Raw genomic sequence first — 21,236 nt, 5'->3', positions numbered from 1 at the left:
CCCTATCGGCGTCCCGTGTCCCCGGAGGGCCCGCGGCCGGCCCCCGGGGTGCCGGCCTCGCCGAAGGGCTCGGCGGGCTCGGCCAGGTCGTCGCCGAAGGCGGCGGCGAGCGCCTTCGTGATCACGCCGGGGAGCTCGGTCCGCCCGTCGTCCTCGGCCCAGTGCACCAGCGCCGTGTGCAGGGCGGCCAGGCAGGCGCCGGCCGCCACCCGGGCGCGGAACGCCGCGTCGGGATCGGCGGCCTCGTCCCCGAGGGCGTCGACGATCGCCTGCTGAAGGGCGTAGTGGTTGTCCAGGTGCCGGGCCCGCAGGGCCGGTGTCGAGATCATGAGCCGGAGGCGGGCGAGCAGGAACCGCCTGCCCGCCGTCGGGTCGTCCCCGCCGCCGTCGCCGGTCAGCGCCGCGGCCGAGTCGACGAGCGCGCGGCCGATGCGGCGGACCAGGGGCCGCGTGTCCGCGGATGCGACGATCCGCTCGGCGACGAGCCTGCCGTTCTGGTCGACGAGGACGAGGTCCTCCTTCGTGGGGAAGTGCCGGTAGACGGTCATGGGCGACACGCCCGCGGCCTCGGCGACGTCGGTCACGGTCGTGGCGTCGTACCCGCGCTCGGTGAACAGCCGTACCGCGTGCGCCTGGATCGCGCGCTGGGTCTGGACCCGTCGTTGCGTGCGCAGCGTTGAGTGCCGATCGGACATGTGATAGACACTACCACCATGGTAGTGACTACCAGGTTGGTAGTCACTCACGGATCGAGGTGGGCGACATGGGTGAGCTGACCGGCAGGACGGCCCTGGTGACCGGGGCGTCGCGCGGCATCGGACGGGCGATCGCGACCCGGCTGGCGGCGAAGGGGGCGGTGGTCGCCGCGCACTTCGGCACGGACGAGCAGGGCGCGACGGCGACGGTCGACGAGATCCGGCGCGCCGGTGGGACCGCGTTCGCCGTCGGGGCGGAGCTGGGCGTGGACGGCGACGTCGAGACGCTCTTCGCGGGGGTCGAGGCCGGCCTGGCCGGGCGGCCGCTCGACATCCTCGTCAACAACGCCGCTGCGCCGCCCGCCGGCCCGCTCGGGGTCACGACCCGGGCGGAGTTCGACCGTCTCTTCGCGGTGAACGTGCGGGCGCCGTACTTCATCGTCCAGCGGGCGCTGCCGCTGCTTCGCGACGGTGGCCGCATCGTCACGATCTCGTCCGTGGCGACCCGGATGGCCAATCCCGCCCAGACGTCCTTCGCCATGACGAAGGGCGCGGTCGAGACGATGAGCCTGACCCTGGCCAACCAGCTCGGGGCCCGCGGGATCACGGTGAACGCGGTCGCTCCCGGTGCCACCCGGACGGAGGCCAACGGGCCGGTCTTCGACGCCCCGGGCCTGGCCGAGCTCATCGCCGGCACCACGGCGCTCGGCCGCCTGGGCGGGCCCGACGACGTCGCCGACGTGGTCGCCTTCCTCGCCTCCGACGCCGCGCGCTGGATCACCGGCCAGGTCGTCGACGCGAGCGGCGGCCTGTTCCTCGGCCCGCGCGTCTGATCGCCGGCCGTGCGGACCGCCGGTGACCGTGCGCACCGCCGGCGGTCGGACGGACCGCCGGTGACCGTCGATCGGGGAGAGGCCCTCACGATCGGCGGGACGGCTCAGAGGGTGGGCGTGATCGGGCGGATCGTGCCGTCCGCGCCGAACTCCATCCGGTCGACGGCGACCTCCCGGTTGGTGCCGTTGCCCGCAGGCACGGCGAACCGGTGGTAGGCGACGTACCAGGTGTCGGTGCCGGGCGCCCGGACGACCGAGTGGTGCCCGGTGCCCTTGATCCCGGCTTCAAGCCGCTTCTGCAGCACGACGCCACGCTTGGTCCACGGCCCCAGCGGGCTGGTGCCCGTGGCGTACGCCACCCGGTAGTCCTCGCTCCGGGTGTCGTTCTCCGACCACATGAGGTAGTAGGTCCCGTTGCGCTTGAACACGAACGGCGCCTCGTTGTAACCCGCCGGGGTGATCACGCGCACCTGCGCGGGATCGAAGGAGGTCATGTCGGCGTTCAACGGCACGACGCGGGCGGCGCCCTGACCCCAGTACAGGTAGGAGCGGCCGTCGTCGTCGGTGAAGACCATCGGGTCGATCGCCTGGCCGGAGTACCGGCCGGCGGCGATGAGCGGGCGGCCGAGCGCGTCCCGGAACGGGCCCGTGGGCGAGTCGGACACCGCGACCCCGAGCTGCTTGGCGGTGTTCCCCGACGCCGCGCCGCCGCTGAAGTACATGTAGTACCGGCCGTTCGCGGCCGCGACCGCCGGGGCCCAGGCGGAGTCGTCGGCCCACGACACGTCCGGGCCGTGGTCCAGGACGACGCCGTGGTCGGTCCAGTTCACCAGGTCGGCCGAGGAGAACGCCTTGTGGTAGGTGCCGCCCCAGCCCGCGTAGCCGTCGGTCGTCGCGTACAGGTGGTAGCGGCCGCCCGCGGTGATGACGTGCGGGTCGGCGAACAGGCCGGGGATCACCGGGTTGCGGTTCGTCCTGGGCGCCAGCGGCGCGGTGATCCTGAACGAGCTGTCCGCGCGGAAGGCCGCGGTGTCCTGGTGGGTGTCCAGCCAGAGCCCGAAGTCGCGGTGCCTGATGCGCCGGTTCGGATAGTTGTAGGAGGTCAGGGAGACCGAGCCGGCGACCGACCCGTCCACGGCGCAGAACGTGGCGTCGGCGCGGAAGGTCGCGTCGCCGGTGTTGGCGTCGACGCGCAGCCGCCAGTCGTGGTGCCGCAGGAACAGGCCGTCCCTGGTCTGGAAGGAGTGGCAGGACGGCGAGGCCAGGCCGTTGACCACGGTGAACGTGGCCTCCAGCCGGGTCTGGGCCGGGCCGGTGGAGGCCACCGGGTCGAGGCGGCCGAGCCCGCCGGTGTACCGGACGTAGTGGCCGGAGTAGTTGACCGCCTCCAGCGACCGGGCGCCGGTCGGCAGCGTCGCGGCGGACGCCGGAGCGGCCGTCGCCACCAGGACGGAACTCGCGAGCACGAGCGCGGCCGTCCCGGCCGCCCGTCTGCCGATCGTCATGCGGGCCTCTTTCCGGGCACTGGAATGTTTGCGTTAACATCCGTGAGCGGGGAGCCGCCGTGAGGGGCTCGGGAAACGCCGGCGCACGGGGCCGCACCATCCGCGATCCTGCCGGGGTGGCGGGCCGGTCGGCGTCACATCAGTGTGTGCGCCGGCATCCGATCGGTCAAGGCCGTCAGGCCCGGCAGGCGACGGCCGGGACGGGGCCGGCGGGGACGTGCCGGGTGGTGCTCAGGCAGCGCAGGGCGCCGTACAGCTGCGCGATCCAGGCCACGTAGCTCACCAGCGAGGCGACCTGTCCGGGCGGGTAGTCGCCGAAGCCGAACGGGCCCTGCGGGCCCCGGGAGCCCAGCATCAGGGCCCCGCACATCACGACTATCACCGGGAACACGCCCCAGACGAACAGGGCCAGGAACCGGATGACCGGCCGGGGCCGGCCGATCCTGCGCAGGCCACGCCCCAGGGCGAGCAGCGCGACACCGCCGACCAGGCCGATGAACAGCTGCAGGACGTCCACGGCGCGGGCGACCGGGACGAACCAGCCGGGCGCGCTCTCGTGCACCGATTCGGTGGTGGGGAAGACCGCCCAGATCACGCTCCACATGATCGTGGTGAGCGGTACGCCGATGAACAGCATCGCGGCCAGCCTGCGGCCGGCCACCACCGACAGCCGCTCCTGGTAGTCCGGCGCGATCTCGCGGATCGGCCCGAACTCCTCGACGGCGGCCTGCTCGGCCGCCTCACGCTCCAGCCCGGCGTCCTCCATCGCCTCGGCGGCGTCGAGCAGGCTGTCGCGGGCCTCGGCGAGCATGTCGAGCCTCAGGCTCCTGGGACCCCGCAGGGCACGGTCCAGCCCGGTCACGTAGTCGTCGATGACCCCGGTGCCCGCCATGTGCTCTCCGCTCGCCCGTTCCGCGTTCAGGGGAACCGATCTTCGTCCCGGCCCCCCGTCCGCTCCATCCTGGCCTCGCCCCCACGGGGACGCATCCGGGACCACCCTGAGAAGACCCCGAATCCTCGACGCCTCCGGCCGTGCCCGGCCGGCGGGAGGACACAGCCGCTCAGCCGGAGCGCCTCGGGGTGGCGGAGCCCGGCCAGGACGCAGGCGCTCAGGTCGAGGTCGGCCAGCTCCAGCTCCTCGGCGTCCAGGTCGCGCAGCGAGACCAGCCGGGCGCCCGCCCGGCCCCGGACCGTGGCCGGGCCGCGCAGGACGGCCCCCTCCAGGTCGGCCTCGGCCCCCTCGAGCCGCACGGTCAGCCGCCCGCACACCTCCAGGCCCCTCAGGTCCGCCGGGCACCGGCTCACGGTCACGGCGAGGTCCCTGCCCGCCCACGCCCCGGCGAGGGTCAGCCGGCGGCCGACGGAGACCGGCGCCAGGTGGGCGCCCGCGGAGAAACGCGCCCCGCAGAACCCGGCCAGGCCGCCGAAACGCGTCCTGCGCAGCGAGACCGTACGGCGGAACCGGCAGCCCCGCAGGTTCGCGTCCCCGGTGAAGGCGGCCCCGTCGAAGGTGACGAACCCCTGCAGGTCGGCGTTCTCGAAGGAGGCGGCCCGGCCGAAGAGGGTCCCGCCGAACAGCGCGTCCCCGCCGACGCGCATCCGGTCGAAGGTCGCGTGCCCGGCGACGGTGACCCCGTGCAGGGACAGCTCCCTGTCGAAGCTCGCCTCCCGGAAGGAGACGTTCCCGGCGAAGCGGGCGCCGAAGAACGAGGCGAGGTGCCGGAAACGGGCGTGGTCGAACGAGGCGTCCCCGCCGAACACGAGCTCGCCGAGGCGCGCGCCCTCCGGGAAGGTCGCCCAGTCGAACCGGGAGCGCCCCGGCCGGCCCCGGGTCGCCGCGACGATCCGTTCCAGCAGGCGCGCGCCGACGACGGTGGCCCGCAGGTCGATCGCGGAGCCGGGGGACAGGCCGCCCACGACCTCGTCGAGCTCGGCGGCGTCCAGGTGGGCCAGGCAGCGCCCGTAGGGGCGCCGTGCCGAGCCGGCGCACTCGGGGGAGGCCGCGCAGGTGACCCACTCCACGTCCAGGGCTCTCATGGGAGGTTGATACCCGCGGACGCCCCGGGGAGTGATTTCCAGGTCAAGGAAAGCCATATCTGGCGGACCCGGATAGACATGAAGTGTCAATATCCCATGATTTCACCTCCTATCCAGGTATAAGTAAGTGTCGTTTGATCCACCGGGCTCTACGCTCCGGGTCATGCGTGCTTTATCCCGGGCGTTCGCCGCCCTCGCGGCCGTCGGCGTCACCGCCACCGGCGTCGCGGCCCTCACCTCAGCCCCGGCCCTCGCGGCGCCGGGCACCGTCGTCATCGGCCAGGTCTACGGCGGTGGCGGCAACGCCGGAGCGCCGTTCGCCAACGACTACGTCGAACTGTTCAACCGCAGCGCCGCGCCGGTCGTACTGGACGGCTGGTCCGTCCAGTACGCCAGTGCCACCGGCACCGGGAACTTCGGCGCCAACCCGGTCGTCCCCCTGACGGGCACCCTCGACCCCGGCCGCTACCACCTGGTCCAGCTGGCCGGAGGCGCCAACGGCTCCCCGCTGCCCGCGCCGGACGGCACCGGGACGATCAACCTGAGCGGCTCCGCGGGCAAGGTCGCCCTGGTCCGCTCGGCCGAGGGACTGGCGTGCAACGGCGGCTCGGCCCCCTGCGCGCCCGAGCAGGCGGCGCTCATCGCCGACCTGGTGGGATACGGCACCGCCACCTACTTCGAGGGCACCCCCGCCCCGGCGCTCTCGGCCACCCTGGCGGGACTGCGCAGGGACCACGGCTGCGCCGACACCGACGACAACGGCGCCGACGTGGAGGCCGCGGCCCCGGCGCCGCGCAACCGGGCCGTCGCCGCCGCCCCCTGCGGCGCCGTCGAGCCCACCCCCACCCCCACCCCCACGGTCGAGCCCACCCCGACCCCCACGCCGACCCCGACCCCGACCCCCACGCCGACCGGGGAGCCGTGCGAGACCCCGGCCACCCACCAGATCGCCCAGGTGCAGGGGAGCGGCGACGCGAGCCCGCTGGCCGGGCAGACGGTCCGCGTCGAGGGCGTCGTGACCGCCGACTTCCAGGAGAGCACCCAGCTCAGCGGCTTCTTCCTGCAGGACCCGACCCCGGACGCCGACCCGGCCACCTCCGAGGGCCTGTTCGCCTTCGCCCGCAGCTCCTTCAAGGACGTCAAGGTCGGCGACCGGGTCCTGGTCACCGGCCGGGCCGTGGAGTTCAACGGCTGGACCGAGCTGTCGCCGGTCACCGCGGTGGACGTCTGCGGCACCGGAACCGTCAGGCCCGCCAGGCAGAGTCTGCCCCGTCCCCAGGGGGTGACCTTCGAGCCCGTCGAGAACATGCTCGTCACCTTCCCCGAGCCGCTCAGCCTCAGCGACCACTACAACCTGGGCCGCTACGGCGAGATCACCGTCGCCTCCGAGGGGCGGGTGTTCCAGCCGACCGACCGGCCGGGCGTCGACGCCGCCGCGAACGCGCGGCGCACCCTGCTCGTGGACGACGGCTCCGGCGTGGAGAACCCGCCGTCCATCCCCTACACCGACCCGCGCACCGTCCGCCTGGGCGACACCACGCTCGGCGTCACCGGCGTGATGGGGTACGGCTTCGGCAAGTACCGCCTCCAGCCCACCAAGCCGATCAGGTTCCTGCGGCTCAACCCGCGCCTGCCCGCCCCGTTCCCCGTCATCGGCAACGTCAGGGTGGCCAGCTTCAACACGCTCAACTGGTTCACCACCCTCGGCTCGCGCGGCGCGAGCAACGCCGCCGAGCAGCAGCGCCAGCTCGCCAAGCTGGTCGCCGCCCTCAAGGGCATGAACGCCGACGTCGTCGGCCTCATGGAGGTCCAGAACAACGGCCAGACCGCGGTGCAGGCCCTGGTCGACGCGCTCAACGCCGAGGTCGGCGCGGGCACCTACGCGGCCGTCACCCATCCCTACCCGGGCACCGACCTGATCCACGTGACGGCGATCTACAAGCCGGGCAGGGTGCAGCCGGTGGGGGCCGCGCGCTCCTCCACCGACCCGGTCTTCCGCCGGCCCCCGCTGATCCAGACCTTCCGCAGGGTCCAGGGCGGCGAGTCCTTCACCGTGCTGGTCAACCACTTCAAGTCCAAGGGCTGCGACGAGGCGGCCGTGGGCCCCGACGCCGACCAGGGCGACGGGCAGAGCTGCTACAACGGCGAGCGCGTCCGCCAGGCGCAGGCCACGCTCGGCCTGATCGACTCCCTGAGGCTGACCAACCCGCTGGTGCTCGGCGACCTCAACGCCTACGGCGAGGAGGACCCGATCGACACCCTGGAGAAGGCCGGCCTGACCAGCGTGACCAAGAGGTTCGTCCCGGCCCCGCTGCGCTACAGCTACCTCTTCGACGGCCTGGTCGGCGAGCTGGACCACGCCCTGGTGGGCAGGGACCTGCTCAGGCGGGTGACCAGCGCGACGATCTGGCACATCAACGCGGACGAGAGCCGGATCCTCGACTACAACACCGAGTTCAACCCGCCGGGCCTGTACCGGCCCGACGCGTTCCGCTCCTCCGACCACGACCCGGTGGTCATCGGACTCACCCTGCCGGGCGCCCGGCGCTGATCCCGGGCGCGAGGCACCGGCACGAGACCGCCAGGGGACGTCCCCTGGCGGTCTCCGTCAGGGCGGGCGCGACGCCTCAGGACGAACGCGGCGCCTCACGGTGAACGCGACGCCCTGTGGCGAACGCGTCGGCGGCCCCCGCGGGACGGGGGCCGCGAGGGCGTCAGCCCGTCCTGCGGGTCCGGCTGAAATGGAAGGGGCAGTGCGTGCCGCCCGTTCCGATGGTGGTGCGGCGGTCGAACCGGAAGCCGTGCCTGCCGGGCACGATGGCCTCGATCCAGTTGGCGTCGAACGCGCACATGACCGGGGTCAGTTCCGACGCCGAGTTGGCGACCAGGACGTCGTGGTAGAAGCACCGGTGTACGTCGAGGTGGTAGCGCTCGTCGTCGTCGACCGGCCGGTCGAAGACGAACCCCTTCCCGAACGCGTACTCCTCGCGTGACCTGCTCAGCTCCACCATGGCCCGGAAGGCGTCCGGCGCCTCGTCCAGCATCGCCCGGGTGCCCTCCTTCATGGTGTCGCCGAGCGGTTCGACGAACGACGTGCGCACGGCGGCGACGGCCGTCTCCCACCCCAGCCGGGGCAGCAGGACCTCGTAGGCGGCCACCAGGGCCAGGGTCATGCGCAGGTTGTACCGAGAGGGCTCGTCGACGATCAGGAGCCGGTTCGCCTCCTCGAGCTCGCCCTGGCGCTCCCGTACGGCGGTCGTGAGCTCGCCGGGAAGGCCGTGCTCCCGTAGGATCGCGGCGAGGCGATCGTGGAACGCCTCGAGGAGCAGCGTCGTGTCGCGGTCGGGATCGGGGACGTAGCCGCCCTCGGCGAGCCCGAACTGGTCGGTGGACATGGTGATCCTTTCGTGTACGGCCCGACGCGTACACGACCGTGATCCCGTGCGGAGACATGACCGGCCGTGCTCGCGACGAGCGAGCACGCCAGCGCGCTCCACCGACCGACCAGGCGCTGACAGCTGTGTTGATGTGTCGCCGCCAGTCTGGCACGCCCCCGACGATCATGTCCATCCGGCGGCGTTCCCCGGGTGACCGGTGGGGACGGGATGGAATGCGAGGAGGAGGGAAGTGGTTATGCCAGCCATACAGACGTGAGCGACAGGAGGAGCCACCGGTGGCCACCATCGAGGTAACCGAGAAGAACTTCAACGACATCGCCGACGAGGGGATCGTCCTGCTGGACTTCTGGGCGTCCTGGTGCGGACCGTGCCGCACCTTCGGGCCGATTTTCGAGAAGTCCTCGGCGAAGCACACCGACATCAAGTTCGGCAAGATCGACACCGAGGCCGAGCAGGCCCTCGCGCAGGGGTTCGAGATCACGTCGATCCCGACGATCATGGCGATCCGTGACGGCATCGTGGTCTTCGCCCAGCCGGGCGCGCTTCCCGAGCCCGCCCTGGAGGACCTCATCGGCCAGGTCCGCGCCCTCGACATGGACGCGATCCGCGCCGAGCTCGCCGGCGAGCTCGACGCCCAGAAGGGCTGACCCCACCGACGAAAGAGCCCCGCGGCCGGATGGCGCGGGGCCTTCGTGCGTCCGGGGGACGCCGGTGCCGGGCCGGGCCCTCTCACGGGCCCGGTCCTCGCGAACCCGGCTCTCGCGGGTCCGGAAGGCTGCCCGGTCCCGGAAAACCAGGCCGGGGACGGTCAGACCGAGCGGTAGAGCTCGGCCACCCGGAAGGCCAGGTCCAGCGACTGGCCGCGGTTGAGGCGCGGGTCGCAGGCGGTCTCGTAACGGCGGACCAGGTCGTCCTCGACGATCTCGGCGCCGCCGCCCACGCACTCGGTGACGTCGTCGCCGGTGAACTCGATGTGAACGCCGCCCGGGTGGGTGCCGAGCGCCCGGTGCACCTCGAAGAAGCCCGCCACCTCGTTCAGGACGTCGTCCAGGCGGCGGGTCTTGTGGCCGCTGGGCGCCTCGAAGGTGTTGCCGTGCATGGGGTCGCAGATCCACGCCACCTGGGCGCCGCTCGCGGTGACCTTCTCCACCAGCTCGGGCAGGTGATCGCGGATCTTGGCCGCGCCCATCCGCGTGATGAAGGTCAGCCGGCCGGCCTCGTTCTCCGGGTTGAGCTTCTGGATCAGCGCGAGGGCGTCCTCCGCGCTGGTCGTCGGGCCGAGCTTGACGCCGATCGGGTTGCGGATGCCGGCGAAGAACTCCACGTGCGCGCCGTCGAGCTGACGGGTGCGCTCGCCGATCCAGACCATGTGCGCCGAGACGTCGTACGGCTGGCCGGTCCGCGAGTCGATCCGGGTGAGCGCCCGGTCGTAGTCGAGGATCAGCGCCTCGTGCGAGGAGTAGAACTCCACGGTGTGGAACTCCTCGGGCTCGGCCCCGCAGGCGCGCATGAAGGCGAGCGCCTGGTCGATCTCGCGGGCGAGCTGCTCGTAGCGCTTGCCGGCCGGGGACTCGATCACGAAGTCCTGGTTCCAGGCGTGCACCTGGCGCAGGTCGGCGTAGCCGCCCTTGGTGAAGGCGCGGACGAGGTTGAGCGTCACCGCGGAGGAGTGGTAGGCGCGCAGCAGCCGCCACGGGTCCGGGATGCGGGCCTCGGGGGTGAAGTCGAAGCCGTTGACCATGTCGCCCCGGTAGGCGGGCAGCTCGACGCCCTCGCGCGTCTCCGTGTTCTTGGAGCGGGGCTTGGCGTACTGGCCGGCCATGCGGCCGATCTTCACCACCGGCACCTTCGCCGCATAGGTGAGCACGATCGCCATCTGGAGCAGCGTCTTGAGCTTGTTGCGCACGTCGTCGGCGGTGGCGCCGGCGAAGGTCTCGGCGCAGTCTCCGCCCTGCAGGACGAAGGCCTCGCCCCGCGTCACGGCCGCCAGATCCGCCTTGAGGTTGTCGCACTCACCGGCGAAGACGAGGGGCGGAAGCCCTTTCAGCTCGTTGACGACCTTGTCCAGCTCGCCGCGGTCGGGCCACTCGGGCTGCTGCGCCGCAGTCAGCCGCCGCCAGGAATCGAGGTTGATGCTCACGATGACCAGGCTATTGCAACCGGCCGGGAGGACTGACCCGATTGTCCACGTAGTGAGAACGTCTTTATACCTGGTGAGATCCCCCGGGGCTCCTGACGTGCTCCGGAAGCAGTCCCAGGCCGATGAAACGCCTGGTCAGACGGCCTATGACCGGAAAGTCGGAAAGATTCCGCGGCAGGGGCACCCGAAGACCCCGGCCGGTCAGGGCCGGCCGGATCAGCCGGTCCTGGACGAGCCGCTGGGCGAGCTGGGTCAGCACGGTCGGAGGGGTGCGCCTCCGCTGGAGGCGGGCGAGCAGCGCCTCGGGGACGGCGGCCCCGGCCGCGAGCGGCCCGGCCAGCAGGTTGGCGGCGGCGACCGCGTCCTGCACGGCCAGGTTGATGCCGACCCCGAAGACCGGTGACATGGCGTGCGCGGCGTCGCCGATCACCAGCAGCCCAGGACGGTGCCAGCGGCGCAGCCGGTTGAGGGCCACCGACAGCACGCTGACCTCCTCGAACCCGGTCACCAGCCCGATCCGGTCCTTCAGGAAGGGCAGGAGCGCGGCGACCGGGTCGCGCAGCGCCTCGATCCCCTTCGAGCGCAGGGCGTCGAAGCCCCCCTTGGGGATCACGTAGGCGAGCTGCCAGTAGGTCTCGCGGTTGATCGAGACCATCAGGCCGCGGGAGGAGACCCGCAGGAACGTCGAGTCCGGGTCGGACGGCTCGCGCGGCAGCCGGAACCAGACCACGTCCATCGGGGCCCCCTGCTCCACCGGGACGAGCCCCGCGGCCCGGCGCACGTCGGAGCGGCGGCCGTCGGCGGCCACGGTGAGGGTCGCGCGCAGCTCGTGCTCGCCCGAGGGGTCGCGGTAGCGCACCCCGCGTACCGCCCCGCCCTCGCGGATCACCCCGTGCACCTCGGCGTTCATCACCAGGCGGAAGGTCGGGTACCGCCCGGCCGCCCGGGTCAGCAGGTCGAGGAAGTCCCACTGCGGGACGAAGGCGATGTAGCGGTAGGCGCCCTTCAGCCCGGTCAGGTCGGCGACCCGCACCGTGGCCTCGTCGGTCACGATCTCCAGCCGGTACGCCTTGCGGTGCGGTATCCGGTGGAACTCCTCGGCCAGGCCCAGCTCGTCGATGATCTGGAGGGTCGAGGGATGGATGGTGTCGCCCCTGAAGTCGCGCAGGAAGTCCCCGTGCTTCTCCAGGAGAGTCACCTCGACGCCGGCCCGGGCCAGCAGCAGTGCGAGCATGGCCCCCGCCGGGCCGCCCCCGACGATCACGCATGTGTTCCGTCTCATAATTCATCACCCGGTGAAATAATGACACAGAACGCGGCCCGGGGAAAGCGGTTCGATTCATCGTTCCGGGCGGGAGCGTCCCGGGCGTCCGGCGTCGAGGTCCGCCGTACGGGCTCGGGGCGGGGGCCGGCATGGTCAGGCCACGAGGGGTCCGGCCGCGGTCACGGGGCGGGCGGGCCGGGGGTCGGGGGACGGCGCCAGGGCGGACCCGGGTGCGGGCTTCCGGACCACGGGCTCCGGGCCTACGGGCTCCGGCCGCGTGAGGGGCGCGTGAGGGCCTCGGAAGGGGGGGCGGGGCCCCGCCCGGCGGCACTCCGGGACGCGCCGGGCGGGTCGAGCAGGTCGTGTGCGTGGAGCGGGCAGGTCGGGTGCGTGGAGCGGATCGGGCGGATCGGGCGGATCGGGTCGATCCCACGGAGGTGGGCGGACCGGGTGGATCAGGCGGAGGAGCGCTCGATCAGGTGGGTGTCCAGTATCACCACGGGCTGCTCCAGGTGCTCGCCGTTGATCCGGGCGACGAGCAGGTGCGCCATCTGCCGTCCCATCGACTCGGTGGGCTGGTGCACCGTGGTCAGGGCGGGGGAGGAGTGCGCTCCGGCGGGGGAGTCGTCGAAGCCGATCACCGCGACGTCGTCGGGGATCGTCCTGCCCTCCTCGCGCAGGACCCGCATCGCGCCCAGCGCCATCGGGTCCGAGGCGGTGAACACGGCGTCCAGGTCGGGGTTGGCGATCAGCAGGGAGCGCATGGCCTCCATGCCGCTCTCCTCGCTGAAGTCCCCGTAGGCCACCGTCTCGCGCACGCCGGTGGCGAGCAGCGCGTCGCGGTAACCGGCGAGCCGGTCGACGCCCACGCCCATGTCCTGCGGCCCGGCGATGGTGGCGATCCTGCGGCGGCCCTTGGCCAGCAGGTACTTGACCGCCTGCCTGGCCCCGGCCCGGTTGTCCACGTCGACGTAGCTGTAGGGGGTCAGGCCGACGGGCCTGCCGCCGATCACGGTCGGCACGCCCATCGCCTCGAGCCGCCCCGGCAGCGGGTCCGCGCCGTGCAGGGAGATCAGCAGCACCCCGTCGACGTGCTGGCCGGTCAGGTAGTGCTCCAGACGCTCGTGATCCTGCACCGACTGGGCCATCGCGAGGATCAGTTGCAGACCGGTCTCGGACAGGGCCGAGCCGATGCCACGGATGGTCCCGGCGAAGTACGGTTCGTCGAAGACGCGAAGTTCGGACTCCGAGACGACCAGCGCCACGGTGTCGGTGCGCCTGGTCACCAGGGCCCGCGCCGCCCGGTTGGGCACGTAGCCCAGCTCCTCGATGGCGTGCAGCACGGCGCCGCGGGCCTTCTCGCTCACCTTGGGTGAGCCGTTGATGACCCGCGACACCGTGCCCCGGCCGACACCGGCCAGAGCCGCGACCGCCTCGAGCGTCGGACGACGGTCGCCGTTCATGTGTTGGATCCCCCAGTGCTGAATTCGCCGACTCCTTATTCTGCAGGACCGCTCAGGCCACCACGCCTGATGGTTCCGGCATACCAGAGAGCGCTCTCTTTGGGAACTCTCGCCTGGGTCTCGTAGTCGACGTGTACCAGACCGAAGCGCTTGCCGTAGCCCCAGGCCCACTCGAAGTTGTCCATGAGCGACCAGGCGAAGTAGCCCTTCAGCGGGATCCCGGCCTCGATCGCGGCGTGGCAGGTGCGCAGGTGGGACTCGATGTAGCTCACCCGGTCGTGGTCGCGGACCGAGCCGTCGTCCTCCATCACGTCGTCGAAGGCCGCGCCGTTCTCGGAGATGACCAGCGGGATGCGCGGGTAGTCGGAGGCCAGCCGCTGCAGGATCTCCAGCAGGCCGGAGTGGTCGATCTCCCAGCCCATGGCGGTCACCGGCCGGCCGCCCCCGACGAACGACACGTGCTCGCTGCCGACCCAGGGCGACCCGGTGTCGGTCGGCGCGGCCGCGGCCGAGGCCGCCCCGCCGGGGGTGCCCGAGACGGTGAAGCGGCTGTAGTAGTTGATCAGCAGCTTGTCCAGCGGCGTCGAGATGATCTCCATGTCGCCGTCCTGGACGAGCCCGGCCGGCCGGCCCAGGTCCTCCAGCACGTCGTCGGGGTACTCGCCCTTGAGCAGGGCGTCGAGGAAGAAGCGGTTCTGCAGCCCGTCGATGCGCCGGGCGGCGTCCTGGTCGGCCTCGGAGGTGGTCTGCGGGGAGATCGCGTACAGGTTGACGCAGCCGCCGATCACGCTGTCCGCGCGCTGCGCGCGCAGCGCCTGGGCGGCCAGGCCGTGCGCGAGCAGCAGGTGGTGGGCGGCCTGCACGGCCTTGTCGGGCTCGCGCCGCCCGGGGGCGTGCTCGCCCGAGGCGTACCCGAGGAACGCCGAGCACCAGGGCTCGTTGACCGTGCTCCAGTTGCGGACCCGGTCGCCCAGCGCGTCGTGCACGGCCGCGGCGTAGTCGGCGAAGCGCTTCGACGTCTCGCGAGAGGGCCAGCCGCCCTCGTCCTCGAGCGCCTGGGGCAGGTCCCAGTGGTAGAGCGTCACCCAGGGGTCGACGCCCCGGGACAGCAGCTCGTCCACCAGGCGGCTGTAGAAGTCGATGCCCCCGGGGTTGACGGGGCCGCGCCCGTCGGGCTGGATGCGGGGCCAGGAGATGGAGAACCGGTAGGCGCCGAGGCCGAGCTCGGCCATCAGCCGCACGTCGTCCCGGTAGCGGTTGTAGTGGTCGATGGCGACGTCGGCGTGCTCGCCGTTCACCACCCGCCCCGGCTGCTTGACGAAGGTGTCCCAGATGGACGTTCCCCGCCCGTCCTGGGTGACGGCGCCCTCGATCTGGTAGGCGGAGGTGGCCGCGCCCCAGACGAAGTCGGTGGGAAAGATCAGATCCGGGGTCTTGATACGCGTCTCTTGCGTGGTCACGCCTTGACCGCACCTTCCATGAGTCCGCCGACGATCTGGCGGCCGAACGCGATGAAAACGATGAACAGGGGCAGGACGGACGCCGCGGTGCCGGTGAAGAGCATCACGTAGTCGGTTCCGTGCGCCTGGTTGAGCGCGGCGATCGAGGTCTGGACCACGGGGTTGTCCGGGTTGAGGACGATCAGGGGCCACATGAACTCGTTCCAGGTCTGCATGAAGACCAGCAGGGCCAGTACCGCCATCCCGGGGCGGAGCGCCGGGAGGATGACGTTCGCGTAGATGCGCATGGTGGAGGCGCCGTCGACGCGGGCCGCCTCGACCAGCTCGTCCGGCACCGCCTGGGTGGCGTACTGGGTCATCATGAAGACGCCGAAGCCGTTGACCAGGAAGGGCAGGATGACGGCCTTGAGCTGGCCGGTCCAGCCGAGGGTGACCATGAGCTCGTACAGCGGCACGATGCCCATCTGCTGGAGCGGGACCATCATCGTCACCAGGATCAGGCCCAGCAGGATCTTGCTGCCCCGGAAGCGGAGCTTGGCGAAGGCGAAGCCGGCCAGGGTGGAGATCAGCACGACCGAGACCGTCACGGTGACCGAGACGATGGCCGAGTTGATCAGGCCGGTCATGAAGTAGGCGTCCTCGGTGGACAGCAGCCGCTGGATGTTCTCACCGAGGTGGCCGCCGGGCAGCAGCGGCGGCGGGACGTCGATGGCCTCCTCGTTGGTCCGGGTGGCCATGATGAACATGTAGTAGATCGGGAACGCCGAGAGCAGGAGGGCGAGGGCCAGCACGACCTTCGTCATGGGACCGGCGTCCCAGATGCGGTTCGGCGCGGCCGACGCGCCCGAGGACCGCCGCCTGGGGGGCGCCGGGGGGCGCTGGAGCTGGGTGGCCGTCACTTGGATCCCCCGATACGGCGGGTGAAGGAGTAGTTGATGAGCGTTCCGAGCAGGATCAGCGCGAACAGCAGCCACGAGGCGGCCGCGGCGTAGCCGAAGTCGAAGTCACGGAACGCCTCCTTGACGATGAACATCGCCACGGTCTGGTACTGGCCGGTGGCACCACCGCTCATCGTCGGGTTGCCGTCGAACATGACCGGCTCGGTGAAGAGCGTCAGACCGCCGATGGTGGAGATGAACACCACGAAGATGATCGTGGGGCGCAGCATCGGGAAGGTGATCTGCCAGAACTGCCGCCTGGCCGAGGCTCCGTCGATGGAGGCGGCCTCGTAGAGGTCCTTGGGGATCGTCTGCATGGCGGCCAGCAGGATGATCGCGTTGTAGCCGGTCCAGCGCCAGTCGATCATCGTGGAGATCGCGATCCACGAGGACCACTTCTGGTTCTGCCAGTTGATCGCCTCGACGTCGAAGAGGCTCAGGAACCAGTTGATCATGCCGTAGTCGCGCCCGTAGAGCTGGGTGAAGACGACGGCGACGGCGACGACGGAGGTGATCAGCGGCAGCAGCACGCCGAGGCGGAAGAAGAGCCGGCCCCGGATGCGCTTGTTGAGCGCGTTGGCCAGCAGCAGGGCCAGGACGAGCTGCGGGACCGTCGACATCACGAACATGCCGAGGGTGTTGATCACCGCGTTCCAGAACGCGGCGTCGGTGATCAGCTCGATGTAGTTCTCGACACCGACGAAGGTCTTGTCACCGGCCAGCTCCCACTCGTGCAACGAGACCCAGAGGGTGTAGACGAGGGGGAAGATGCCGAAGACGGCGAAGAGCAGGAAGTAGGGGGAGACGAGGAAGTACGGGGTCGCCCGGAGGTCGAACCGGGCCCACCCGCTGCCGCGCCGCGGCCCGCGGTGCCCCGTCGGCCGCTCGGGGCCGGGCCGGGGCGGGGCGGCCGGGGAGTCGACGTGCAGTGTCATCGGTCAAAGCCTTTCAGCGGGGGCAGACGACCGGCCCGGCGGCGGGGTCACCGCCGCCGGGCCGATGCGGGTCGGGAGGGGGATCAGCCCGCTGCCTTGACGCCGGCCTCGAGGAACTTGGTCCAGGCCTGGTCGTAGGGGACCGAACCCTGGTCCATGCCCTCCAGGACCTTCTCCACCGAGGTCTTGACCTGGGCGTGCTTCTCACCCAGGAAGACCGGCAGCAGGTCCTTGACCGACTCGCCGAAGATCTTGCCGGTCGGCGCGTCGTTGAAGAACTCGTTCTTCAGGTCCGCGACCGCGGGGTCCTGCTGAGCCGGGATGGAGCTCGGGAAGGCCGCGGCCTCCTGGAAGGCCATGACGTGGCCCTCCTTGCCGGTGAGGTAGTTCAGGACCTCGGCGGCCTCCTTGGGGTGCTTGCTCTGCTTGGGCACGGCCAGGTAGGAGCCGCCCCAGTTGCCGGCACCGCCGGGCACCGCCGCGACGTCCCACTTGCCCTTGTTGCCCTCACCGGCCGCACCGGAGACCACACCGAGCATCCAGGCCGGGCAGCCCATGGTCGCGAAGCCGCCCTTCTTGATGGCGGCGTTCCACGGCGGGGTGAAGGACGCGAGCTTGGCGGTCAGGCCCGCCTCGCTGAAGCTCTTCACCGTGTCGAAGGACGTCTTGATCGCGGGGTTGGTCTCGATGACGAGCTGGTTCTGCTTGTCGAAGTAGGCGACGTTGCCGTTCTTCGGCGCCTCCTGCGACAGGATCACGTTGTAGAGCGTGTTCGGGCCGTCGAGGAACTTGGGGTCGCTCTTGCCGGGGTTGGCGGCCTGGAACTTCTTGCCGACCTCCATGAAGGCGGCCCAGTCCGGCCAGAGCTTGCCGACCTCTTCGCGGTTGGTGGGCAGGCCCGCCTTCTCGAACAGGTCCTTGCGGTAGCACATGGTCATGCCGCCGATGTCGGTGCCGAGGGCGAAGAGCTTGTTGTCGGCGTTGATGCCGTTGTCCCACTTCGCCGCGGGGAAGTCGGCCTTGCGGCTGTCCAGCCCGTACTGGGCCAGGTCCGTGAAGAACTGGGGACGGGCCTTCATGAGGCCCATCGCGCCCTCGTCGAGGGCGATGATGTCGGCGGCGCCGCTGCCGGCCTGCAGACGCTGGAGCAGCTGCGGCAGGTAGACGTCCTCGAACCGGTCGGTCAGGTTCTGGTACTTGACCTGGATGTTCGGGTGAGCGGCGTTCCAGGTCTCCACGGCCTTGTCATAGCCGAAGTTCTCGCCACCTCCGAAGGTGTGCACGGTGATCGTCACCGGCTCGGCCGCGGCGGCGGAGGAAGAACCGCCGGCCGCGGGCTTGGCGGGCTCGCTGGAACCGCACGACGTGATGGCCAGGGCGGTGGCCGCCATGACCGCTACGGCGGCCAGCTTGCCCTGCCGCTTGTTGTTCAACATTCCGGACCCCTCTCAGGTGGTCGCCCGAATCATTGGGAGGTGACATCGCGTACCGGTCCCCGACAAACGCGGCCTCACGATGCGGTCTTTCCTCAATGTGCTTTGGGAGCGCTCCCACGAAGAGTGGACGATGGGCAACCAGGACGTCAATAGACCGAAACTCAACCGTTACATGGAAGGCGTTTTGAGGGTCCTGGGGCGCCTAAATGGTGATATACATCCCATATGGGGTTTTGGGAGCGCTCCCATCACACGGGCATACAGTCAGGGCATTTCGCGCTCCTACCACGAACCGGCACCGGACGGGACCACCGCGCGGCGGACCCCGCGCGTGACCGTGCGCGACGTCCGGTCGTGTACGCGGCCTCGTGACGGCATACGCCGCCTCGTGACGGCACGCTGCGGCACACGACGGCCCGTGGCGGGGCCGGGCGGTGATCGTGCCCGGCGCGCGGCCGCACCCGCGCGCGGGACGGCATCCGCGCGGGAGACACGGAGGACGCGGGGACGCCGGAGACGCAGAGACGCCGGAGATGCAGGGACGCCGGAGATGCAGGGACGCCGGAGACGCCGGCCCGTACGCGATCGGAGCCCTCGTGCGGGACGGGCGGGCGCCGGAGGCATGACGAGGCCCGTCTCCCGGCCTGGCCGGGACGACGGGCGGATGGACGGGGGGTGTGAAGGGGAAGGGGGGAGGGGGCGCGAGGGGTCTGACACGTACCCTGACAGGGTCCTGGTGCGGACCCCGTCGCGTGAGTCCGTGAGCCGCGTGAGTCGCGGTGCCGGCCGGTGCCGGCCGGGGCCGGATCAGCCGGCGTAGACCGGGTAGCCGAAGCCGGCGACCTCGGACATGGGCCGGACGAGCTGCTCGACGTTACCGTTGCCGGTGTTGCCCTCGATCGTGGTGATCGTGCCGTCGCCGTTGTCGTGCTTCACGAAGCCGACGTGGTCGATGCCGTCGATGCTCTTGCCGCCCTCCCAGTCGAAGTAGACGACGGCGCCGGGGGTGGGGGTGGTGCCCCAGTGGCCGTTCTGCGCGAACCACTTGGCGTGGGTGACGGTGTAGGCGTCCCAGCCCATCGTGGGCCGGATGCCCGCCATCTCGCCGACCCAGGACACGAACATCGCGCACCAGGGGGCGTTGGCGTAGCCGTAGATGTTGCCTCCGTCGCGGGCGGCGGTCTCCTGGGCGCGGGGGGAGGACATGTACCACTGGTGGAACTTGGTCCCGCCGCCCATGGAGTTCTCGCGGACGCCGATCTGCTGGGCGGCCAGGTTCAGCACCTGCGCGGCCGTGACCTTGGGAAGCCGCTGGGCCACGACCTCCAGGGGGGTCCTGGCGGACCCGGAGTCCGAGGAGACCTCGGCGGTCTTGGTGTCGGCGGGCGGGGTGTTCAGCGCGCCGTGGCCGTCGGCCTGGGCGGCGGGGCCCATGACTCCCGCGGTCAGTGCGATGGAGGCGCCGAGGGCGATTCGTGCCAGGCGGGGGATGATGGGGGTGGGGGTGGAGCGGTGCTCGGTCATATGGGGGTTCGACTCCTTGCGTCGCTTCCATTCCGCCTACCGGGTTAGCTGACGGGTTCGGGCTGGGAAGTGCCCTACGACGCACGTATGCGTTGATTCACCCCAGGAACGTGGTTCCCCGGTTCCGCAGACCTCGCGGATTCGGCGGCCGTGCTCACCGGGGGCGGAGGGGGTCCGCCCAGGTGAGACGCGGTCGGGCAATGTGACGGCAATGCTCAGACCTTGGTAGACCCAGACATTTGCCATGAACGGGATGAACCTACGTCATCCGGTCAGACGATTACAAGCAGGACACATTGCCTTCTCATGGTGATAGCGCCTGGTCAGAGGGGTAGAGGATGCCGTTCCGCGCCCCCGGGAGGGGAGTGGATCACCCTCCCCGCGGGTCGTCCCATGCCCTCGCCGTCGCCCGGACCTCTTCGGGGCGGTGACCGGAAAGCCCGGTGTCCCCGGCGATCCGGAGATCGGGCCCGCGTCCGCCCGCCGTCCGGCCCGGTGGTCACGGGTCGGGAAGGACCGGTCCCCGGGCGGCTCTTTACCTACCGCCTTTGTCGAACTGGCCTTCGATGGTAAAAACTGCGGGGGCGGCGGACGATCTTTCCTAAAGTCTTCTCAAAACCTCCTCAATGCCCTGTTCAAGCGGGGAGGCGACCCCTCACGGCAGCCGCCGGGTCTCCCCGAACCGCACGCCGGTCATCTCCTCCGACACCTCCCACAGCCGCGCCGCCACCTCCGGGTCGGTCGCCCGGGCCGAGGGGCGCAGCACCTTCGGCCCCGGGCCGATGTACTGCCCGCCCGTGACCTCGGGGGAGGTGGCGGCGTACAGGGACGGCAGGGCGCCCTTGGCGGCCGGTTGCAGCACCAGGCGCATCAGGGCGTTGAGGGGGCGGGTCAGCACGCCCGTCTTCAGGATCCCGGTCGCGGTGGTGCCCGGGTGGGTCGCCAGGCTGAGCAGGGTCGCCCCCGAGGCGTCGGCGCGGCGCTGCAGCTCCAGGGTGAACAGCAGGTTGGCCAGCTTGGAACGGCCGTAGGAGGAGAACCTGCCGTACCGGCGTTCGAGGCCCAGGTCGTCGAAGTCGATCGTCCCGACGGAGTGCGCGTCGCTGGAGACCGTGACCACCCGGGCCGCCGGGGCGGCCAGCAGGCGCGGCATCAGCAGGCCGGTCAGCGCGAAGTGCCCCAGGTGGTTGACGCCGAACTGGGTCTCGAAGCCGTCGGCGGTCGTCCCCCGGGGCATCAGCCCCACCCCGGCGTTGTTGATCAGCAGGTCCAGCGGCTCGCGGACGGTCTCGGCGAAGGCGCGCACCGACCGCAGGTCGGCCAGGTCGAGCGCCCCCGCCTCCACCCGGGCCCCCGGCACCTCGGCCCTGACGGCCTCCAGCGCGGCCCTGCCCCGCCCGGGGTCACGGGCGGCCAGCACGACCCGGGCGCCGTGCCTGGCCAGCTCCAGCGCCGTCGGCAGGCCAATGCCCCCGCTGGCCCCGGTGACGACGGCCGTGCGGCCGGTCAGGTCGGGAACGTCCTCGGCCGTCCACATGGCTCGCCCCTCTCCGCTCCCGCACGGCCCTGCGGCCCGCGCGGCCGACCCGCCGGTGCCCGGCGTGGATC

At 71.4% G+C, this 21,236-nt stretch carries 17 protein-coding genes and 1 riboswitch; of the genes, 3 read left to right on the top strand and 14 right to left on the bottom strand.

Annotated elements, in window-relative coordinates; translation table 11 throughout:
* Window positions 1-2: 2 nt before the first annotated feature.
* Window positions 3-695, bottom strand: coding sequence for a TetR/AcrR family transcriptional regulator (locus tag ACIBCT_RS17100; RefSeq protein ID WP_399189427.1), 693 nt, complete (start codon window positions 693-695; stop codon window positions 3-5).
* A 68-nt stretch (window positions 696-763) separates the two neighbouring features.
* On the opposite strand from ACIBCT_RS17100, the gene ACIBCT_RS17095 reads away from it, so the two are divergent.
* Window positions 764-1,528 (top strand): SDR family NAD(P)-dependent oxidoreductase, encoded by a 765-nt coding sequence (locus tag ACIBCT_RS17095; RefSeq protein ID WP_399189425.1) that lies wholly within the window; start codon window positions 764-766, stop codon window positions 1,526-1,528.
* Window positions 1,529-1,632: 104 nt separating this feature from the next.
* On the opposite strand, the gene ACIBCT_RS17090 is transcribed toward ACIBCT_RS17095, so the two are convergent.
* The 3 genes from ACIBCT_RS17090 to ACIBCT_RS17080 form a co-directional block, all read right to left on the bottom strand.
* Entirely contained in the window at window positions 1,633-3,033 is a 1,401-nt protein-coding gene (locus ACIBCT_RS17090) for a family 43 glycosylhydrolase (protein WP_399189423.1), read from the bottom strand.
* Window positions 3,034-3,208: 175 nt separating this feature from the next.
* Window positions 3,209-3,925: a permease prefix domain 1-containing protein gene (locus ACIBCT_RS17085; RefSeq protein WP_399189421.1), complete on the bottom strand. Its 717-nt coding sequence runs from the start codon at window positions 3,923-3,925 to the stop codon at window positions 3,209-3,211.
* 26 nt (window positions 3,926-3,951) lie between these two features.
* Window positions 3,952-5,070: a pentapeptide repeat-containing protein gene (locus ACIBCT_RS17080; RefSeq protein ID WP_399189419.1), complete on the bottom strand. Its 1,119-nt coding sequence runs from the start codon at window positions 5,068-5,070 to the stop codon at window positions 3,952-3,954.
* A 163-nt stretch (window positions 5,071-5,233) separates the two neighbouring features.
* On the opposite strand from ACIBCT_RS17080, the gene ACIBCT_RS17075 reads away from it, so the two are divergent.
* Window positions 5,234-7,621, top strand: coding sequence for an ExeM/NucH family extracellular endonuclease (locus ACIBCT_RS17075; RefSeq protein WP_399189417.1), 2,388 nt, complete (start codon window positions 5,234-5,236; stop codon window positions 7,619-7,621).
* A 163-nt stretch (window positions 7,622-7,784) separates the two neighbouring features.
* Here ACIBCT_RS17075 and ACIBCT_RS17070 read toward each other — a convergent pair whose 3' ends face one another.
* The gene (locus ACIBCT_RS17070) at window positions 7,785-8,465 is read right to left on the bottom strand and encodes an L-2-amino-thiazoline-4-carboxylic acid hydrolase (protein WP_399189415.1); all 681 of its coding nucleotides are present in this window, start codon (window positions 8,463-8,465) and stop codon (window positions 7,785-7,787) included.
* 278 nt (window positions 8,466-8,743) lie between these two features.
* Here ACIBCT_RS17070 and trxA point away from each other — a divergent pair, with 278 nt between their 5' ends.
* Window positions 8,744-9,115, top strand: a complete 372-nt coding sequence (gene trxA, locus ACIBCT_RS17065) for a thioredoxin (protein ID WP_399189413.1) — start codon at window positions 8,744-8,746, stop codon at window positions 9,113-9,115.
* 161 nt (window positions 9,116-9,276) lie between these two features.
* On the opposite strand, the gene ACIBCT_RS17060 is transcribed toward trxA, so the two are convergent.
* From ACIBCT_RS17060 to ACIBCT_RS17020, 9 genes are all read right to left on the bottom strand, one after another.
* Window positions 9,277-10,608: a class II 3-deoxy-7-phosphoheptulonate synthase gene (locus ACIBCT_RS17060; protein ID WP_399189411.1), complete on the bottom strand. Its 1,332-nt coding sequence runs from the start codon at window positions 10,606-10,608 to the stop codon at window positions 9,277-9,279.
* Between the two features lie 64 nt (window positions 10,609-10,672).
* On the bottom strand, window positions 10,673-11,890 hold the full coding sequence (locus tag ACIBCT_RS17055) for an FAD-dependent oxidoreductase (RefSeq protein ID WP_399189409.1): 1,218 nt from the start codon (window positions 11,888-11,890) through the stop codon (window positions 10,673-10,675).
* Window positions 11,891-12,327: 437 nt separating this feature from the next.
* Window positions 12,328-13,335: a LacI family DNA-binding transcriptional regulator gene (locus ACIBCT_RS17050; RefSeq protein WP_344908137.1), complete on the bottom strand. Its 1,008-nt coding sequence runs from the start codon at window positions 13,333-13,335 to the stop codon at window positions 12,328-12,330.
* Window positions 13,336-13,370: 35 nt separating this feature from the next.
* Window positions 13,371-14,795, bottom strand: a complete 1,425-nt coding sequence (locus tag ACIBCT_RS17045; RefSeq protein WP_399189407.1) for a GH1 family beta-glucosidase — start codon at window positions 14,793-14,795, stop codon at window positions 13,371-13,373.
* Window positions 14,792-15,598 carry a carbohydrate ABC transporter permease gene (locus ACIBCT_RS17040; protein ID WP_399189405.1) on the bottom strand — a complete coding sequence of 269 codons (807 nt, stop codon included), beginning with the start codon at window positions 15,596-15,598 and terminating at the stop codon, window positions 14,792-14,794. Before ACIBCT_RS17040 ends, ACIBCT_RS17045 begins: the two co-directional genes overlap by 4 nt.
* Before the next feature lie 92 nt (window positions 15,599-15,690).
* The gene (locus ACIBCT_RS17035) at window positions 15,691-16,668 is read right to left on the bottom strand and encodes a sugar ABC transporter permease (protein WP_344908149.1); all 978 of its coding nucleotides are present in this window, start codon (window positions 16,666-16,668) and stop codon (window positions 15,691-15,693) included.
* An 83-nt stretch (window positions 16,669-16,751) separates the two neighbouring features.
* Window positions 16,752-18,104, bottom strand: a complete 1,353-nt coding sequence (locus tag ACIBCT_RS17030) for an ABC transporter substrate-binding protein (protein WP_399189403.1) — start codon at window positions 18,102-18,104, stop codon at window positions 16,752-16,754.
* An 807-nt stretch (window positions 18,105-18,911) separates the two neighbouring features.
* Complete coding sequence (locus ACIBCT_RS17025) at window positions 18,912-19,628, bottom strand: CHAP domain-containing protein (protein WP_399189401.1); 717 nt, start codon at window positions 19,626-19,628, stop codon at window positions 18,912-18,914.
* Between the two features lie 18 nt (window positions 19,629-19,646).
* Window positions 19,647-19,785: riboswitch (cyclic di-AMP (ydaO/yuaA leader) on the bottom strand.
* Window positions 19,786-20,283: 498 nt separating this feature from the next.
* The gene (locus ACIBCT_RS17020) at window positions 20,284-21,165 is read right to left on the bottom strand and encodes an oxidoreductase (protein WP_399189399.1); all 882 of its coding nucleotides are present in this window, start codon (window positions 21,163-21,165) and stop codon (window positions 20,284-20,286) included.
* Window positions 21,166-21,236 lie beyond the last annotated feature (71 nt).

Source organism: Streptosporangium sp. NPDC050855 (assembly GCF_044456585.1).
Taxonomy (GTDB): domain Bacteria; phylum Actinomycetota; class Actinomycetes; order Streptosporangiales; family Streptosporangiaceae; genus Streptosporangium; species Streptosporangium longisporum.
This window is presented reverse-complemented; position numbering and strand designations above follow the sequence as displayed.

Coding starts and splice junctions, on each gene's coding strand:
- ACIBCT_RS17090 (WP_399189423.1), bottom strand. CDS start 3,033: ATGACGATCGGCAGACGGGCGGCCGGGACGGCCGCGCTCGTGCTCGCG.
- ACIBCT_RS17095 (WP_399189425.1), top strand. CDS start 764: ATGGGTGAGCTGACCGGCAGGACGGCCCTGGTGACCGGGGCGTCGCGC.
- ACIBCT_RS17025 (WP_399189401.1), bottom strand. CDS start 19,628: ATGACCGAGCACCGCTCCACCCCCACCCCCATCATCCCCCGCCTGGCA.
- ACIBCT_RS17030 (WP_399189403.1), bottom strand. CDS start 18,104: ATGTTGAACAACAAGCGGCAGGGCAAGCTGGCCGCCGTAGCGGTCATG.
- ACIBCT_RS17075 (WP_399189417.1), top strand. CDS start 5,234: ATGCGTGCTTTATCCCGGGCGTTCGCCGCCCTCGCGGCCGTCGGCGTC.
- ACIBCT_RS17080 (WP_399189419.1), bottom strand. CDS start 5,070: ATGAGAGCCCTGGACGTGGAGTGGGTCACCTGCGCGGCCTCCCCCGAG.
- ACIBCT_RS17020 (WP_399189399.1), bottom strand. CDS start 21,165: ATGTGGACGGCCGAGGACGTTCCCGACCTGACCGGCCGCACGGCCGTC.
- ACIBCT_RS17050 (WP_344908137.1), bottom strand. CDS start 13,335: ATGAACGGCGACCGTCGTCCGACGCTCGAGGCGGTCGCGGCTCTGGCC.
- ACIBCT_RS17035 (WP_344908149.1), bottom strand. CDS start 16,668: ATGACACTGCACGTCGACTCCCCGGCCGCCCCGCCCCGGCCCGGCCCC.
- ACIBCT_RS17085 (WP_399189421.1), bottom strand. CDS start 3,925: ATGGCGGGCACCGGGGTCATCGACGACTACGTGACCGGGCTGGACCGT.
- ACIBCT_RS17100 (WP_399189427.1), bottom strand. CDS start 695: ATGTCCGATCGGCACTCAACGCTGCGCACGCAACGACGGGTCCAGACC.
- ACIBCT_RS17070 (WP_399189415.1), bottom strand. CDS start 8,465: ATGTCCACCGACCAGTTCGGGCTCGCCGAGGGCGGCTACGTCCCCGAT.
- ACIBCT_RS17055 (WP_399189409.1), bottom strand. CDS start 11,890: ATGAGACGGAACACATGCGTGATCGTCGGGGGCGGCCCGGCGGGGGCC.
- ACIBCT_RS17040 (WP_399189405.1), bottom strand. CDS start 15,598: ATGACGAAGGTCGTGCTGGCCCTCGCCCTCCTGCTCTCGGCGTTCCCG.